The organism is Candidatus Poribacteria bacterium, assembly GCA_021295715.1.
Classification (GTDB): domain Bacteria; phylum Poribacteria; class WGA-4E; order WGA-4E; family WGA-3G; genus WGA-3G.
Genome location: JAGWBV010000022.1, coordinates 1 through 14,789, shown reverse-complemented (window position 1 = coordinate 14,789; position 14,789 = coordinate 1). Strand labels below are relative to the sequence as shown.

The window sequence follows — 14,789 nt, the reverse complement described above, 5'->3', positions numbered from 1 at the left end:
GCACAGAAAGATACCGATCCAACGTAGTTAAGCTCTTGAACTGCGTCAGAGCGTCTCTCATGCGTTGTCTATTTACCTATATGCCCAACCAACTGCTAAACACACCGCCGTATTTCGCGATGAGACCAGCGAACACGACTGACACCATGGACATCAACTTAATCAGGATGTTAAGCGACGGACCAGAGGTATCTTTGAACGGATCTCCGACAGTATCACCAACAACGGTGGCTTTGTGTTGTTCTGAGCCCTTTTCACCGTATTCATCTTTGTGTTTGCCTTCTTCAATGAACTTTTTAGCATTATCCCACGCACCCCCGGCATTTGCCATCATAATTGCGAGAACGAAACCGGTCGCCAAGCCACCTGCCAGCAAACCTAATACGCCAGCAACATCAAAAATCAAGCCGACTGCGACAGGGACAACGATAGCGATGAGCGATGGAAAGACCATCTCTCGTTGTGCGCCAACGGTTGAAATTTCGACACATCGCGCGTAATCCGGTTTCTCTTCACCGCGCATAATACCCGGTTTCTCACGAAATTGACGGCGGACCTCTTCTACCATGGCACCAGCGGCACGTCCAACGGCTTTCATCGTCAACGCACAGAAATAGAACGCCATCACCGCACCGATGAACAATCCGATGAGGACTTGCGGGTTCATCAGGGTAACGTCGTAGTAATCCATAAATTGACTGACCGAAACCTTGAGTGTATCAACACTGCCCTCGCCGGGTATGACGAGTGTGTCCTTATGTGCTAAATGGACTAATCCGTATCGAATTTCTTCCAAATAGGCGGCCAGGAGCGCGAGGGCTGTCAGTGCTGCCGATCCAATGGCAAATCCCTTACCAGTTGCGGCTGTTGTGTTACCGAGTGCATCTAACTGATCGGTCCGTTCTCGAACACTTTTATCAAGTTTTGCCATTTCGGCGTTTCCGCCAGCGTTGTCTGCAATCGGTCCGTATGCATCTGTGGCGAGGGTGATCCCAAGGGTCGCCAACATACCGACAGCGGCAATGCCGACGCCATATAACCCCATCAGCGGTTCGGTCGCCCCACCGGGGAGGTAATAACTAACGGCGACTGCGGCGACAATGGTTATAACCGGAATTGCCGTTGATTCCATACCGACAGCAATACCTTCAATAATTACTGTTGCGGGTCCGGTCTGTGCCTGCTTCGCAATGGCACGGGTCGGTGCATAATCGTGAGAGGTAAAGACCTCAGTGACTTTCCCTATAATCAAACCTGCCACAAGCCCGGCGACTATCGCTCCCCAAATCTGCCACATGTTAGGGAGTCCCAGATAGATAAGGACAGGGAGCGAGACGACAGCGATGCCTACAGCACTTCCGTTGATACCGAAGTTCAGGGAACCCATCAACTGTTTCATCGTCGCGCCCTCTTTCGTGCGCACCATATAGATACCTAAAATGGAAAGAACGACGCCGATGCCAGCGATGATCATGGGTGCAGAAAGATATTTAAGTTGGAGTGCAATGTTATTGTGATCTCTGGCAGCAATGGCTGCGACACCGAGGGCGGCTGTTGCTAAGATGGAGCCTGCATAGGATTCGTAGAGATCGGCTCCCATGCCTGCGACATCGCCAACGTTATCGCCGACGTTATCCGCGATGGCTGCGGGGTTACGCGGATCATCCTCTGAAAGTCCAACTTCAACTTTCCCAACCAGATCGGCCCCAACGTCCGCCGCTTTGGTATAGATACCACCACCCACACGAGCGAAGAGTGCCTGCGTTGAGGCACCCATACCGAAACTGAGCATAATTACAGTAATCTGTGGCAGCGGATTTACTTCTAAAAATCCGGGTAATATCTTGGGGAATAGGTAATAGAGGATAAGAAACCATCCGGTGATATCAAGAAGGGCAAATCCAACAACTATTAATCCCATCACTGCTCCAGCACGGAACGCGACCTTCAAGCCTGCATTGAGTCCTTCCATGGCGGCACTTGTCGTGCGGGCGGAAGCGTTGGTTGCGGTCTTCATACCAAGGAAACCGCAGAGCCCTGAGAAAAAGCCACCTGTGAGAAAGGCAAACGGTATGACTTTATTTTGGGCATCAAGGACAAAAGCCATGAATATGAAGATGAGACAGAGCACAACAAAAACAATGCCCACTACTTTGTATTGTTGCCTGAGATATGCCATCGCGCCTTCACGCACGGATTGTGCGATCTCGCGCATCGTTTCATTGCCCTCATTCTGTTTCATCACAGTGCGGTAGAAGTGGTATGCGAAACCTAAAGCGATGAGTGCGCCAATCGGGGCAATCCACCATATCGGCGGTACAGTCGGTACGGTGTCTGTTTGGGCAAAAGCCACGGTGGCTAAATTTAGAACGGGCAGGGATATCAGAAATGTCTTCCAATTTAGCCACCGTCTCTTGCAAGCGATGTCACGCATTAAAAACCTCTCTTTTTTATTTTTAATTTTCCTTGCGGTTTGGTGAAGTAGGTTTGAGCATTGAAATTCCTTTCCGTGCAGTCGCCCTCCAGTTCATTACGGGCTTACGATCTTTCGCTAAGAAAGAGGAATACCAATACGATCTATTGCTGAAGAATTTGATTTAAATATTTCAAGTGCCTGACCAACGAGGTAAAGCGAGCCTGTAACACAGATTAAATCTGTCGGCGATGCGGCGGATAACGCCTTTATGATTGCTTCTTCTGGCGTTGGGCACAGGGTAATTTTCCTACACGTATTCTCCCAAGCACTCTTTAACGCCTCCACGGGTATCACACGCGGGTTGTTTCGGACTTGTGTCGCAATCACGAAATCTGCTGTCTGTGAAATAACATTCCCAATTGCTGCAAGATGCTTATCCTTCATTAAACTAACGATAAAAGTCACCTGACTATAACGAAAACTGTGACGAAGAGTATCGCAGAGCCCCTTCATTGAGGCAGGAGAATGCGCACCATCAAGGATAACAATTGGCGAAGACCTAATTCGTTGAATTCTGCCCTGCCACTGCACGTTCTTAAATCCGGCATAAACACCGGCTTTCGGAATTATGTATCCTTCCTGTTTTAGGCACTCAATCGCTGCAACAGCAGTTGTTGCGTTTATAAACTGATGGTGCCCAAGAAGCGGTATAGTCAGCTGGGGATAATGCTCTGAATCCGTTTCCACGTCAAATTGCTGTGCTGTAGGTAAACCCTCGGCATTTTGGATGAGACGCGGGGCTGATACACATGAATCCTGTTCTGCCCTTTGGAAGATTGGTTTGCAAGATGCGTCAAGGACTTTGAGTTCAACGATCGGCGCCTTGCGCTTGCTTGCCACTTCCTCAAATACTGCTCGCGCTTCCGGGTGTTGCGGGGCGAGTGCCAACGGACGTTCCTGTTTTATGATTTCGGCTTTCTCTCTGGCTATCTCAGTATGTGTTTCTCCCAATATCGCAGTGTGCTCTAACCCGATCGGTGTAATAACGGACACAACTGGCGTAACAACGTTCGTTGCATCGAGTCTACCACCTAAACCGACTTCAATAACAGCAAAGTCTGTGCCTTTGTCGGCAAAATAGGAAAATGCAAGCGCGGTGTATATTTCAAAAAATGAGACACGTCCGAATTCAGAAGCGGAAACAGCCTCAATTGCAGGCTTGAGTTTCTCAATATAGAAAGCAACGTCTGACTTTGAAATTAACTCACCATCAATACGACACCGTTCTCGCGGTGTAATGAGATGCGGGGATGTAAACAAACCCGTTTTATAGCCTGCATGCGTAAGCACTGATGCTGTGAGTGCGGCAGTAGAACCTTTTCCTTTGCTCCCCGCGATATGGACAACCTGCAGTCTATCGTGTGGGTTACCGAGCAGCTCCAGCAAGAGGGAGATTCTGTCTAAGTTGTAAAGCCGTGCCTGCCGTGAAAAATCAGGACTCCTTTCATAGTCAATAAACTCTTCAATATAGGCGAGTGCCGCTTTGTAGTTCATAGTTTTCGGTTCGCCTGCTGTGCAGGCTTTCAGTTGTCGGTTGCCTCGCAGTGAGAGTTACAAGGGATTTTTGTTAAACGGAAACCTCTTAACTGATAGCTGACAACTGCTAACTGACACTATTTTAGGTATTCATAAATCGGAAATTGTGCACAGAGTTCGTTGACTTTCTCTCGGATTTGTCGTTTGATAGAGGCTTTTTGCCTATTTTCGAGCGTCTCTGCGATGAAGTCGGCAACGAGGACCATTTCATCCTCTTTCATCCCACGTGTTGTAATCATCGGCGTTCCGAGGCGTAGACCGCTTGTCGTTCTGGGTTTCCTTTTGTCGAAAGGAATGGTATTTTTATTTACAATAATTCCGGCATCTTCCAGATGGTCGGCGGCTTGTCTTCCACTGAGTTTCTCATACTTGGAAGTAAGGTCTATCAGCATGAGGTGATTGTCGGTACCTCCGCTCACCAACCGGAAACCGTTTTCAATTAACCGTGCAGCGAGTGCCTTCGCATTTTTTACGATCTGTGCCTGATATGTCTTAAAAGCGGGTTCGCTCGCTTCTTTGAAGGCAACAGCTCTGGCGGCAATTGTATGGAGGAAGGGTCCACCTTGTAAGCCGGGAAAAACAGCGCGATCGATCTTGTCCGCATATTCGGCTTTACACATAACCATGGCACCACGAGGACCGCGTAAAGTCTTGTGTGTTGTTGTGGTAATTACATCACTGTAAGGAACAGGGTCGGGATGAGCACCACCAGCGATAAGACCCGCAATATGGGCTATATCCGCGAGCAAGTATGCGTCTACGGAATCAGCAACCTGTCGCCATGCTGCAAAGTCGAAGTGTCGAGGATAAGCTGTCGCGCCGACAACGATGAGTTTGGGACGGTGTTCTGCGGCGAGACGGGCAATCTCCTCCATGTCGATTCGTTCGGTTTCGGCATTCACCCCGTATGCAGCGATATTGTAATAGTCTGCCGAGAAGTTGACACCTGCACCATGGGTGAGATGCCCGCCTTGACTGAGGGACATACCGAGAATTGTGTCACCCGGTTCGAGAAGCGCGTGGTAGACCGCCATGTTCGCTTGACTGCCAGCGTGCGGTTGGACGTTGATATGCTCGGCACCGAAGAGTGTCTTGGCACGCGCAATTGCAAGCGACTCGACATCGTCCATAAATTGGCATCCGTTATAGTAACGCTCACCCGGATAGCCCTCGGCGTATTTATTGGCGAGGATACTACCTTGGATTTCCATAACTGCGCGGCTGGCGTAGTTCTCGGACGGGATCAGCATCAGAGAATCTTGCTGACGTTTCAGATCATTGGCGGTGATTTCAACAATTTGCGGATCGACTTCACTTAATAATTTGTTCATCAATATCTTCAGGGTGGAGACCTCTACCTTTGGGTAGGGAAGGAAACCCTGTCTCCTTTCTTAATAAAGGCAGGCTTTATTTTATCTCGTGCCTGTGAACGAAATCTACAGTACCCGTTACTCATATCGCTATGGGTTCCGGAGACTTGTGATCAGTGGTGTAACTTGTGGAGTGAACGTTTGATGAACGCTTTGCACAAACCCCTACCTTTAGGTGCGGGTACTGACTTTCCTTCACCGTTTAGAATTAAAATGGTGTTATATTGTAAAAGTTAAATTTTAACACAAATTTACCGTAAATTCAAATTTTTCGTAATTTTTGCGAAGTTTGGAAAAACGGGTTCCTTGTAGTTTTCAAGCATCGGCTTTTTATTAGAAACCCGATGTGACCTTTTCACGGAAAGATATAAAAGTTGCGGGATGGACGCTCCATGTCTTTATCTTTCGTGTAAAACCGCTTCGGTTTTCTTCAAAGAATACCAAATTTCCAAACACTTCGTTAGAACTGTTTATAGTGAAGTATACAGTTAACAATACACCGGCAAGGTAGCAAACTCCACTATCAGGAGAATCATCGGGTATATCTGATTTCAGTTGCACACACTTTGATAATGTGCTAATCTAATACGGAATAAAATGTCTTAAGGGTTCTCCTATAGCCTCAATCCGTAATGTAAGGTCTTGATGAAAGGATCGATGTGTATCTCTGGAATAGATTTTTCTATAATAAATTTTTGCTTGTGAACTGTGCCAAAAAGTTCATAATCCTACTTGCACTACTTCTCGTGTGGGGATGCGATTCGCAACAGAAAAAGCAGACACAGCAGCCGAGGGCACAGCAGGCAGCAGCCCCTGAAGCAACGGAACCTATCCCCTCACCTCGTGCTGAAGACTGGCACATGTTCATGCACAATCTTGGCTTTTCTGGGATGAGTCCAGACAAAAGCATTACACCACCATTGGAACTGCTATGGCAATTCAAAACAGGTGGACCCCTCCATGCTTCACCTGTGGTCGCGAATGGCATTTTGTATATCGGATCGACAGATGGTAAGTTGTATGCCTTGGACGCGAAACAGTGGGGAATCAGGTGGGTTTTTGACGCGGGGGATGCCATCCGCTATTCCGCAGCGGTGCTCGGGAATCGGGTCTACTTTAGCGCGAGGAACAACAAGGTTTACGCATTAGACGCGAAAACAGGCGAGAAGTTGTGGGAGTTCAAGTCGAAAGGTTGGATGGACGCGCCGCCAATTGTTGTGGAGAACAGGGTTTACATCGGTGCGTTCCCGTCAAAAATCTACCTCTTGAACGCGAGGACAGGTGCCCTTGAAGCGATGCGTGAACGGACGATCCACATCCGCGGTGTCGAATACGGATGTGCTAAGGGGGTGTTTCGTCCTATATTTCCAGAACACAACGCGGATTTGTGGCGCGACCACACAAATGGCAGTGAGAGTTATCCTGTGACAGCGAATGGTGTCGTCTATATTGGTGCTCGTAATGGACAACTCCACGCCTTCGATGCGGCATCCAAGGCTGAAACTTGGACATATCAGCTCGGTGGTTCTGTGGACGCCGCCCCCGCAATTTCCGATGGTGTTCTCTATGCTGCATCTGGCGATGGCAATGTCTACGCCTTTGCAAACGCAACAGAAACCATCCATGAAAAGGAGAGTCAACGGCAAGGGACTGTGGCACATGACGCAGCACCTGTGTATACAAGAAAAGGCGGTGCTACAACCACCACAGGCGAAGGCACATCCGTGTTGTTACAACTCAACGACGGAGTGCGTTTGCCGATTCTACGAGTTTCGGACGGATGGTATGAAGTTGAACTTCCGAACGGTGTCCGAGGATGGATGGATAAGTTTGCCTTCGGCGAGTTTAAAGACATAGATGGTATCATGTTCAATACGACTTTCTGTCGTCCAGAAGATCATTCGACGACTGATCCGTATAGGGTGCAATTGATTGAAGGTGCTGAGTTTCCGCGCTGGAGTCCGGATGGAGAGTTCATCGCATTTTTGAAAAGAGAAAATTTGGATGGCAGATATTGGCGTGCAAATGAACTGTGGATTATGGATCGGAAGGGAGAACGGGCACGAAAGTTCTACACTGGAGACTTTTACAATCCGTATGTCTCTTGGTCGCTTGACAGTAGGCTTGTTGCATTTGAAGTGGACGAAAACGGTGAGCGCTTTATTTATACAGTCGATTGGAAATTCGGACGAATCAGACAGTTAGTTCGCGGAGATGGACCTGCCTTTTCACCGAAATCTAACCGTTTAGTGTTCAGAAGACGCGAAAAGGGAATGGATATCGTCTACCGAATTAACAGCGATGGTAGCGGTTTAGGGGCTATTGCCCGCGTACCAATTGAACGTCGGCAGCGTACCTATACCTATCTGTCAGCACCATCTTGGGCGCCCGATGGCACCCGTGTTGCTTTCGGTGTAAACAGTTCAAGATATGTTGGCGTCCGCATCCAAGACATAGAAGGGCAACGTATAAAAGAGATCCTGACGCAGCATCAACAGGTTCATCAACTGAACTGGTCGGAGGATAGCACCCAGTTGGCGTATGTCTTATCCGGCAGTAACCGTCCCGGGCAATTGCTTGATAAGCAGCTGCACTTATCGGAGACGGTTTCTACTTTAACGCAGAGCCAGATTTTGAAACACACATCTCCTGCGTGGTCGCCAACAGGTAAACAGTTAGCGTATATGGAACGTGAGGACTGTGCAGGCATCCGCTGGAAGATCTGGGTTTATGACCTTGATAGTGGTGAGAAATTTCCTATCGCTCGCACACCGATGAAGTTGACATCGGTCGTCTGGATGCCAGATGGTAAGCATCTCTGCTTGTGGCAAACATCAGATTACTTGCGCGATAACGCCTATAAACCAGCACTGACGAAGGGCTGGATTGTGTCTGTTGATATTCCTTAGAACGCTGCCTCAAATAAAGCCACCATATCCTCCTCTGTGCACACCCTCGGATTGAATTTATGGCAATGATCAAGCATTGCGTCCGCGCCGAGTTTCGGAATTTTTCCCCGGTCCAAACCAGCTTCTCCGAGTCCAGTGGGCATATTCAATTCTGTGTTGTATGCCCTGATTTTATCAATGGCAGCATGCCCCGCTTCCTCAATGTCCATTTTACTGGTGTCTATACCTAAGGCACGCGCGATTTCAGCGTATTTCTCGTTCGCATGAGAAAAGTTGAATTCCATGACAGGTGGGAGGAGAATCGCGTTTGCTACGCCATGGGGTATGGGGGCATCTGTAGAGAGTTGGTGCGCCAGCGAATGGACCGCGCCAAGCCCCTTCTGAAATGAAAATGCTGCCATGCATGACCCCAAAAGCATTTCCCCGCGTGCGGTTACATCTTCACCATTGTAATAGACCTGTTGAATATTTGCGCTCAACATTCTGAGTGCCTGTAGTGCGACCCCCTCAGCAATAGGGTGGTACTTCGTCGCCACATACGCCTCGATGCCGTGTGTGATGGCATCCATACCTGTCGCAGCAGTAAGGGCAGGTGGCATGCCAAGGGTTATTCCCGGATCGAGGAGTGCGATGTTCGACATGTTGAAGGGTGTAACGATTGCGCGCTTGCGCCATCGATCGGTTGTCTGTAGGGATGTATCCGTAATGATTGAGCCTTGTGACACCTCACTGCCCGTGCCAGCAGTCGTCGGCACACATATTAGCGGCGGCATATCGCCTCGGATTCGATCGATGCCACCAACGTCAGCGTAATATGGAGCGAGGTTGGAAACCTCGCCAGCGGGTGGTTCATGGGTCGTTAAGAGACGGATGGCTTTGGCGGCATCCATCACGCTTCCGCCGCCGACAGCGATGACGACATCACACGCCTCGGCTTTGTAGGCTTCTACACCGTGTGTAACGCTGATGTCCGTCGGGTTCGGTTCAATATCTGAATATGTGACATGCGATAAACCGACTGTGTCCAACGCCTCTACTGCTTTCGCAAGAATGCCAGCGTTGATAACGCCAGCATCGCTTACTAAGAATGGTTTTTTGCCATCAAATGCCTTGACGTGTTCGCCTAAGTTTTGAATGGTCCCATCGCCAAATTCAATTCGCGAGGGTAAAAAATAATTTTGCATCTGTTGTCAGTTCCTATAATTTGTCTCGTATCACTTCAACCAAAGCATCTAAGTTCGTGTGCCTGAAGAATTCAGATAAGCGTTTCTGCCTGAGTTCCTTCGGCAGTAAAATGAATGTTGGAAAACGCTCCTCTGTAAGTGTAAGGACCTTTCTGTATGCCCGACTCGTCGCGTATCCGACTGCAAGCACATAGTTGTGTCCATATTTTTCCAAGTAGTTGACCAGACGTGTCGCGCCTTGTTCAATCTGGGATTTGTTTTTAGGGGAGAGCTGAAAATCGTAGCGGACAACAGCATCCTCTGTTTCAAATTCTTCAGGAACGGGACCGTAAAGTCCAGAGAGCGTTATTTTGTGGATACACTCCTGTCCTTCGCCGAAAGCGGTTTGAAATCTGTTTGCAATCATCGTGTGCGTCCGGGACAGTGAGTAAGGTTTCTTTCCAGCACAGGGGATCACAAGTAGGATTTCTTTACCATCGGGCACCTTATAATCACAGGGTACTCGAAAATCATCTGGGGTATATGCCAGCGAAACCGTTTGAGTGTTACGATCTCCATGGATAGTTTGGCTTCTATTCTCAGTGTTTCCGTGATTGCCTGAGAAGAGTTCCAATTGATTTAAGTTCTGCTGCGTGTGCTTTGCTTTCATACGCGTGGGGGTCTGAATTAACGTTCGAGCCAATCGGGTAGCGAGTGTCTTATCATTATCGGAAAGCCATGCCGTTGCCCGTCTTAAGCCGCGGAAGTTCTGGTATTTAGCGAGGTGCCGGACTAAACCTTCAAGGGCATCGTCTGCCGCGATTGCAGTACGCATTTCATCAAGAATATCGGCTTCCGTCTGGAAGTTGTGAAGCCCAATCGCGGCGTAGTACTCGCTCTTAAACTTGCCTGTGGAGGTGGCTCTGTAACTCTGTTTATCCATGAACGCCTGCTGAATTTCCTGCAGCGGATATGCCTCGCAGATGTAACAGTCACAGTCTGTTTCATCCATCTCCATAATCCTGAGTTTCTTCTGGGTGTGCGGTTGTGAATATGTGAGACTCCGAGACGTGTGAATATAGCCAGAACTATCGAACGTGTCAACACCTATGTAAGCGAGGAGTGGCGTGAGCACGCCTGAAACACCAAAAGCGTGAATAGGTGTCGTCTCCCGTCGATCCTCTGGAACGGCTTGGACAACACCGTTAACCAGCTCCATCACTTCCGAATCGTCCCGACCACGTAAAGGCACAAGTGATCCCACAGCCAACCCGAATGAGGATAATATACCACTCATTTGAGCAAAGAGTTGACTCACATAGTCCGAGATGTCCTCCCCGGATTGACCATGACAGCAGGTATAAAGATAAGGCACCGTCCGGATTTCGCTTGTATTTGTTGTCAAGCGTTCTGCCACTCGGACTGCGTTTGTGAGACTCTGTTTCATCCGCTCTTCAGCTTCTGGACGTGCTAAGTTGGGCGGGAGCGGGTAATCCAAAGAGGCGACTATATCACCTTCAAAGCCTAATTGGAGATCGAGGATATCGTCCGCCTCTGTTTCCTTGTGAATTCCAAATTCTTTCAGATCCATACCGGTGTTGTAAAGGAGTTTGAAGCCACCGGAATCTAAGAAAAAGGTGCCTTCATATACACCATTCTGTTCACGGTAATGCTTGCGCATTGACTTCCCACGCCAATTGTCAAGGTATCGTCCGGTGAGTGGGAAATCGAGAAAATGTAAGATCTGAGACAGCATAGGTGTCTGTCGCTGCATCAGAATCTTTAGAATATATTTCCAGACACCACCGCCACGTGTGCTCGTACCCGTCAGAAAGTTAATCACAGGATATAGCACTGGCGTTTCAAGTGTTCTATTGTTAGTACTCAACCTGAGTTCACCTATCCGTCCATGTGGTGTTGAGGTAACTGTATGGTAGGTAGGAATGGGGGATTCGGTTTGGGAGTGCCTTGGCATACTTTTCTTGTAACTTTCAGGTTTCCAAAACCCGCTATAAATAATCTAAACTTTCTGAATAAAGTGAACGCGAGGTGTCAAAACCTCGCGCTTTAATATATAATAACCCAAGTTGCCACCTATTCATAGACATAGCACCCCTACGGGGTGCGGTTGCTTACATAAGCCATTTTCTATAGACATAGCACCCCTACGGGGTGAAAAAGCACCCGAGAATCATCTTAAAACGTTCAAAACTCATTCGCAGCAACTTGGGTTATAATAGTGTTTGAAAACTACTTCACGGATTTAAGATGTCCCCAAGTCGTCGCGAGTTTGCTTTTTGCGTCGACCGGTAACGAGGGACCATCAGGTCCGTAAACGACGACATCATCATACTTAGCAACCGTGCTCCATGTGGCTAAGCCTATTCTCCCAACACCACCCTCAGTGTCATCGTCAACGGTTGCGACTTCTTCATCGTTGAGAATGACCGTGTAACTATCGGGGGTATTGACAATCTTGATGTTATACCAATCCTTATCTTTAATGGTGTGAGCACTATTGGCACCGGCTTTGCCGCCCCAAGATTCAACTTGTGAGCGTGAGTTTCCCCATCCGCCGAGATTCCACCAGTATTCCAACGAGGGTTTGAGCTTCTCCATACGTGGCGGATGATCCTCAAGAGCCTGTCCGCGTGCTTGCATCAAACCTTGGCAACGGAACATAATCAGGAACCCCTCGGCACCACTGACTTTGCTCCCTCTCACTTCAAAGGTGTAATCACTCCAGTCGTCCTCCCAGAATTCATCGGCGACGACACTCATACAGTTAGGGGTATTTTGGAGTTGATGGTATTCATCGTCCTTGAGTTCCCATTCCCCAAAAAGGGCGACCCATTTCTTTTCGGATTCTTTCGGATCGTCGAAATTATCCTCAAAATAGGTCTGCGACATCGCAAGCGCGGCAATGCCGAGCGTAATTATACAAATAGTGATGAACAGGTTACGGCTGTTCATAATAGAATTCTCCTTTTAGTTGTATTTCGTGTAGCATAGGCTGTTAGCCTGTGCTTCTCTTTTGCCTTCTTCCGTAGCATGGTTTCCTGTTAGGCTGTGCATATAAGTGAGTTTATGCGTTTTCCATTCTGCCGACTCCCAATCCAGATATTACCCAACATCTCCACTAAAATAATCAGAATCGACTCGCTTGATTTCGTAATTTTTTACTGTAGAAACCCCCACGTTGTGATCAATCATTAATTGGGTAAGTCGCTTTCCATCAATGAGAATAATTTTGAAACCTGCAGCATCGTACGCTTTGGCATCCTTGGTAAAATTCGACGTTGTGATAAAAATCCCTTTGTTTGCTCCTTTTCCCGCCAAAGCCCCTGCAAAACCAGCAATTTGAGGGGATCCTACATTACTGTCCCACCGTTTCGCTTGAACATAAACTACATCAAGTCCGAGTCTATCTTGGTTAATAATACCATCAATTCCACCATCACCACTGCGTCCTACGGCTTCGGCATCTTCTCTTGAACCACCGTATCCCATTTCAACAAGAAGATCAATGACAAGGTTTTCAAAAAAAGTAGGTGAATTTGCTTTAATTTGCTGAAGTAAGTCTTCAGCTACTTTTTCTCTAATATGTTGATAAATCCCTTCAATATCTCCATCAGAGGGGGATCGTGGAGGGGGCGGGCCGGAGAGGACATAAGGTTTCCCCCTTCCTTCTGGTTGTTTTAATGTTCCCTCCTTTAAGAGTCTTTCAAATTCAGGGCCAACTACTTCATAATGAAAAAGGCCAAGATATCGCTCACCCCTCTTTGTCTGTGCCTTTTTTTCTTCACCAGATAACCCAAATTTCCCTGCCAGTTTTTCCGTTGCCTCTTTTATGGTGATTCCGTGGGTTGGATAATCCAGTTTAAGAATTTCCTGTTTGACCGCTTCAGAAGTTGGTAGTTCTATTTCATATTTTTCTCCTGTGGTTGGATCTACTGCCATTCTTTTTTTCCTTTTCATACGATTCCCTCTTCCCTACTAAAGTTTGGACGATTCAGAGGCACAGGCTAACAGCCTATGCTACAATGCCTTTTATCGAACTCGTCTGCTCTTCACTGCTGTTGGTATTCGCTTTCAAGGTAGACACTTTCATCTTCCTCATCAAATACCAGCGTGATTGGATCGACAGGCTCGTCTTCAATGAGGTCCAATTGCCAGTCGGCTATAGCGTCGCTACACAAATATTCTGTTTCGTTCTCGTGGATTTCTATAACTCTAAAGTTAACGATTGGATCAACATAACCGTAGCGATGCAATGCACGTGCCATCGCACACTCAAAGGGCTCCTCAGGGTCGCATAATGCGCTATCTTGGGGTTCAACCTTTATTCTACCTAATTTGATTTCCATTCTCCTCCCTGAAAAAAACAGTTTCCGCTATAAGCTGCACACCGTAACAGGTTATACGGCAATTGCACAGGCTAACAGCCTATACTACAACGACAATAATTCCATTTCCATTTTTCCCATGTATCCACTAAACCTGCTTTTACGGGATTATTGAGAACATAGGTGATAATCCGTTGCCATTCGTTTGCATCCCGAATAATGTGATCATAACTTTCGCGCTGCCAAAATGCACCCGTCCGGTCTAATAGACTATTAGCTTTGCGAGCTGTATACCCTTTAAGGGACTGCATAATGGAAGAAAGTGAATTGTAGCACAAGTCCTTCGTTTGTGCTGTATTTTTCGTCGGATTAACAACCTCTCTTCTGGAAGATGGCATTGTGAGTGGTGTGAATACAACATGGACATGATTTGACATGATGCAATAGGCATCCAAGCAATACACCTTTCCGTCTCGGTAATGCAGACTTTCCGCCACTGCTTTAGCAATTTGATCATCTTTGAGCCATACAGGTCCGCTTCCGGCGCTATCTAAGGTTTTTTCAAATTTTCGGAACCATTGTCGATTCCATTTCAGGTGTTTATTTTTTTCCTCACAATGTCTCTGTTGTGTTGACGCGGACCCGGAGTCATTTTGCAACCTGAGAAGTCTTGATTTTTCTTTGTCAAATCGTAATTTTTCCGTTCTCCATTGCGCTAATATATGCTGTGGTATAGCTCCTGCAAGCTGGAATGTCACAAAGAAAGTTGCCCCCGGTGTCTGTATATGAGGCAAATTACGACGATAAAACGATTTAAGCTCATCTTGACTCATCTCGCTGGTGTCCGTTGTAGCATAGCCTGTTAGGCTGTGCAAGTTGTTATATCCGCAATCTGTTAGCCTATGCCTTCTCTTGTACTGCCACCGGAAATTCGGGCCACTCTCTAAACCAAGATTGTGCTACAATACAATCTTACTGAAAGGAGAATT

The 14,789-nt window shown here is 47.5% G+C and carries 10 protein-coding genes; 1 reads left to right on the top strand and 9 read right to left on the bottom strand.

Features of this window, described 5'->3' with window-relative positions; genetic code table 11:
- Positions 1–76: 76 nt before the first annotated feature.
- From J4G07_07760 to J4G07_07750, 3 genes are all read right to left on the bottom strand, one after another.
- A complete protein-coding gene (locus tag J4G07_07760; protein ID MCE2413882.1) occupies positions 77–2,434 on the bottom strand; it encodes a sodium-translocating pyrophosphatase in 2,358 nt (785 codons plus the stop codon).
- A gap of 117 nt (positions 2,435–2,551) precedes the next feature.
- Complete coding sequence (locus tag J4G07_07755) at positions 2,552–3,970, bottom strand: bifunctional folylpolyglutamate synthase/dihydrofolate synthase (GenBank protein ID MCE2413881.1); 1,419 nt, start codon at positions 3,968–3,970, stop codon at positions 2,552–2,554.
- A gap of 119 nt (positions 3,971–4,089) precedes the next feature.
- Complete coding sequence (locus J4G07_07750; protein MCE2413880.1) at positions 4,090–5,343, bottom strand: serine hydroxymethyltransferase; 1,254 nt, start codon at positions 5,341–5,343, stop codon at positions 4,090–4,092.
- A 698-nt stretch (positions 5,344–6,041) separates the two neighbouring features.
- Between J4G07_07750 and J4G07_07745 the strand changes: the two genes are divergently transcribed.
- Positions 6,042–8,291 carry a PQQ-binding-like beta-propeller repeat protein gene (locus tag J4G07_07745; GenBank protein ID MCE2413879.1) on the top strand — a complete coding sequence of 750 codons (2,250 nt, stop codon included), beginning with the start codon at positions 6,042–6,044 and terminating at the stop codon, positions 8,289–8,291.
- Here the strand turns inward: J4G07_07745 and J4G07_07740 are convergent.
- The 6 genes from J4G07_07740 to J4G07_07715 all read right to left on the bottom strand — a co-directional run bounded on the left by J4G07_07740 (position 8,288) and on the right by J4G07_07715 (position 14,633).
- Complete coding sequence (locus tag J4G07_07740; protein ID MCE2413878.1) at positions 8,288–9,475, bottom strand: iron-containing alcohol dehydrogenase; 1,188 nt, start codon at positions 9,473–9,475, stop codon at positions 8,288–8,290. The two genes, J4G07_07745 and J4G07_07740, sit on opposite strands and share 4 nt — an antisense overlap.
- A gap of 13 nt (positions 9,476–9,488) precedes the next feature.
- Entirely contained in the window at positions 9,489–11,342 is a 1,854-nt protein-coding gene (locus tag J4G07_07735; GenBank protein ID MCE2413877.1) for a tRNA-guanine transglycosylase, read from the bottom strand.
- A gap of 362 nt (positions 11,343–11,704) precedes the next feature.
- The gene (locus J4G07_07730) at positions 11,705–12,427 is read right to left on the bottom strand and encodes a DUF1080 domain-containing protein (protein ID MCE2413876.1); all 723 of its coding nucleotides are present in this window, start codon (positions 12,425–12,427) and stop codon (positions 11,705–11,707) included.
- A gap of 150 nt (positions 12,428–12,577) precedes the next feature.
- Positions 12,578–13,432: a restriction endonuclease gene (locus J4G07_07725; GenBank protein MCE2413875.1), complete on the bottom strand. Its 855-nt coding sequence runs from the start codon at positions 13,430–13,432 to the stop codon at positions 12,578–12,580.
- Positions 13,433–13,524: 92 nt separating this feature from the next.
- Positions 13,525–13,821, bottom strand: coding sequence for a hypothetical protein (locus J4G07_07720; protein ID MCE2413874.1), 297 nt, complete (start codon positions 13,819–13,821; stop codon positions 13,525–13,527).
- 71 nt (positions 13,822–13,892) lie between these two features.
- Positions 13,893–14,633: a hypothetical protein gene (locus J4G07_07715; GenBank protein ID MCE2413873.1), complete on the bottom strand. Its 741-nt coding sequence runs from the start codon at positions 14,631–14,633 to the stop codon at positions 13,893–13,895.
- Positions 14,634–14,789: the final 156 nt, after the last annotated feature.

Excerpts from the sequence above, each read along its gene's own strand:
- J4G07_07730 (MCE2413876.1), bottom strand. The coding sequence starts at position 12,427 with ATGAACAGCCGTAACCTGTTCATCACTATTTGTATAATTACGCTCGGC.
- J4G07_07725 (MCE2413875.1), bottom strand. The coding sequence starts at position 13,432 with ATGAAAAGGAAAAAAAGAATGGCAGTAGATCCAACCACAGGAGAAAAA.
- J4G07_07715 (MCE2413873.1), bottom strand. The coding sequence starts at position 14,633 with ATGAGTCAAGATGAGCTTAAATCGTTTTATCGTCGTAATTTGCCTCAT.
- J4G07_07740 (MCE2413878.1), bottom strand. The coding sequence starts at position 9,475 with ATGCAAAATTATTTTTTACCCTCGCGAATTGAATTTGGCGATGGGACC.
- J4G07_07760 (MCE2413882.1), bottom strand. The coding sequence starts at position 2,434 with ATGCGTGACATCGCTTGCAAGAGACGGTGGCTAAATTGGAAGACATTT.
- J4G07_07755 (MCE2413881.1), bottom strand. The coding sequence starts at position 3,970 with ATGAACTACAAAGCGGCACTCGCCTATATTGAAGAGTTTATTGACTAT.
- J4G07_07750 (MCE2413880.1), bottom strand. The coding sequence starts at position 5,343 with ATGAACAAATTATTAAGTGAAGTCGATCCGCAAATTGTTGAAATCACC.
- J4G07_07720 (MCE2413874.1), bottom strand. The coding sequence starts at position 13,821 with ATGGAAATCAAATTAGGTAGAATAAAGGTTGAACCCCAAGATAGCGCA.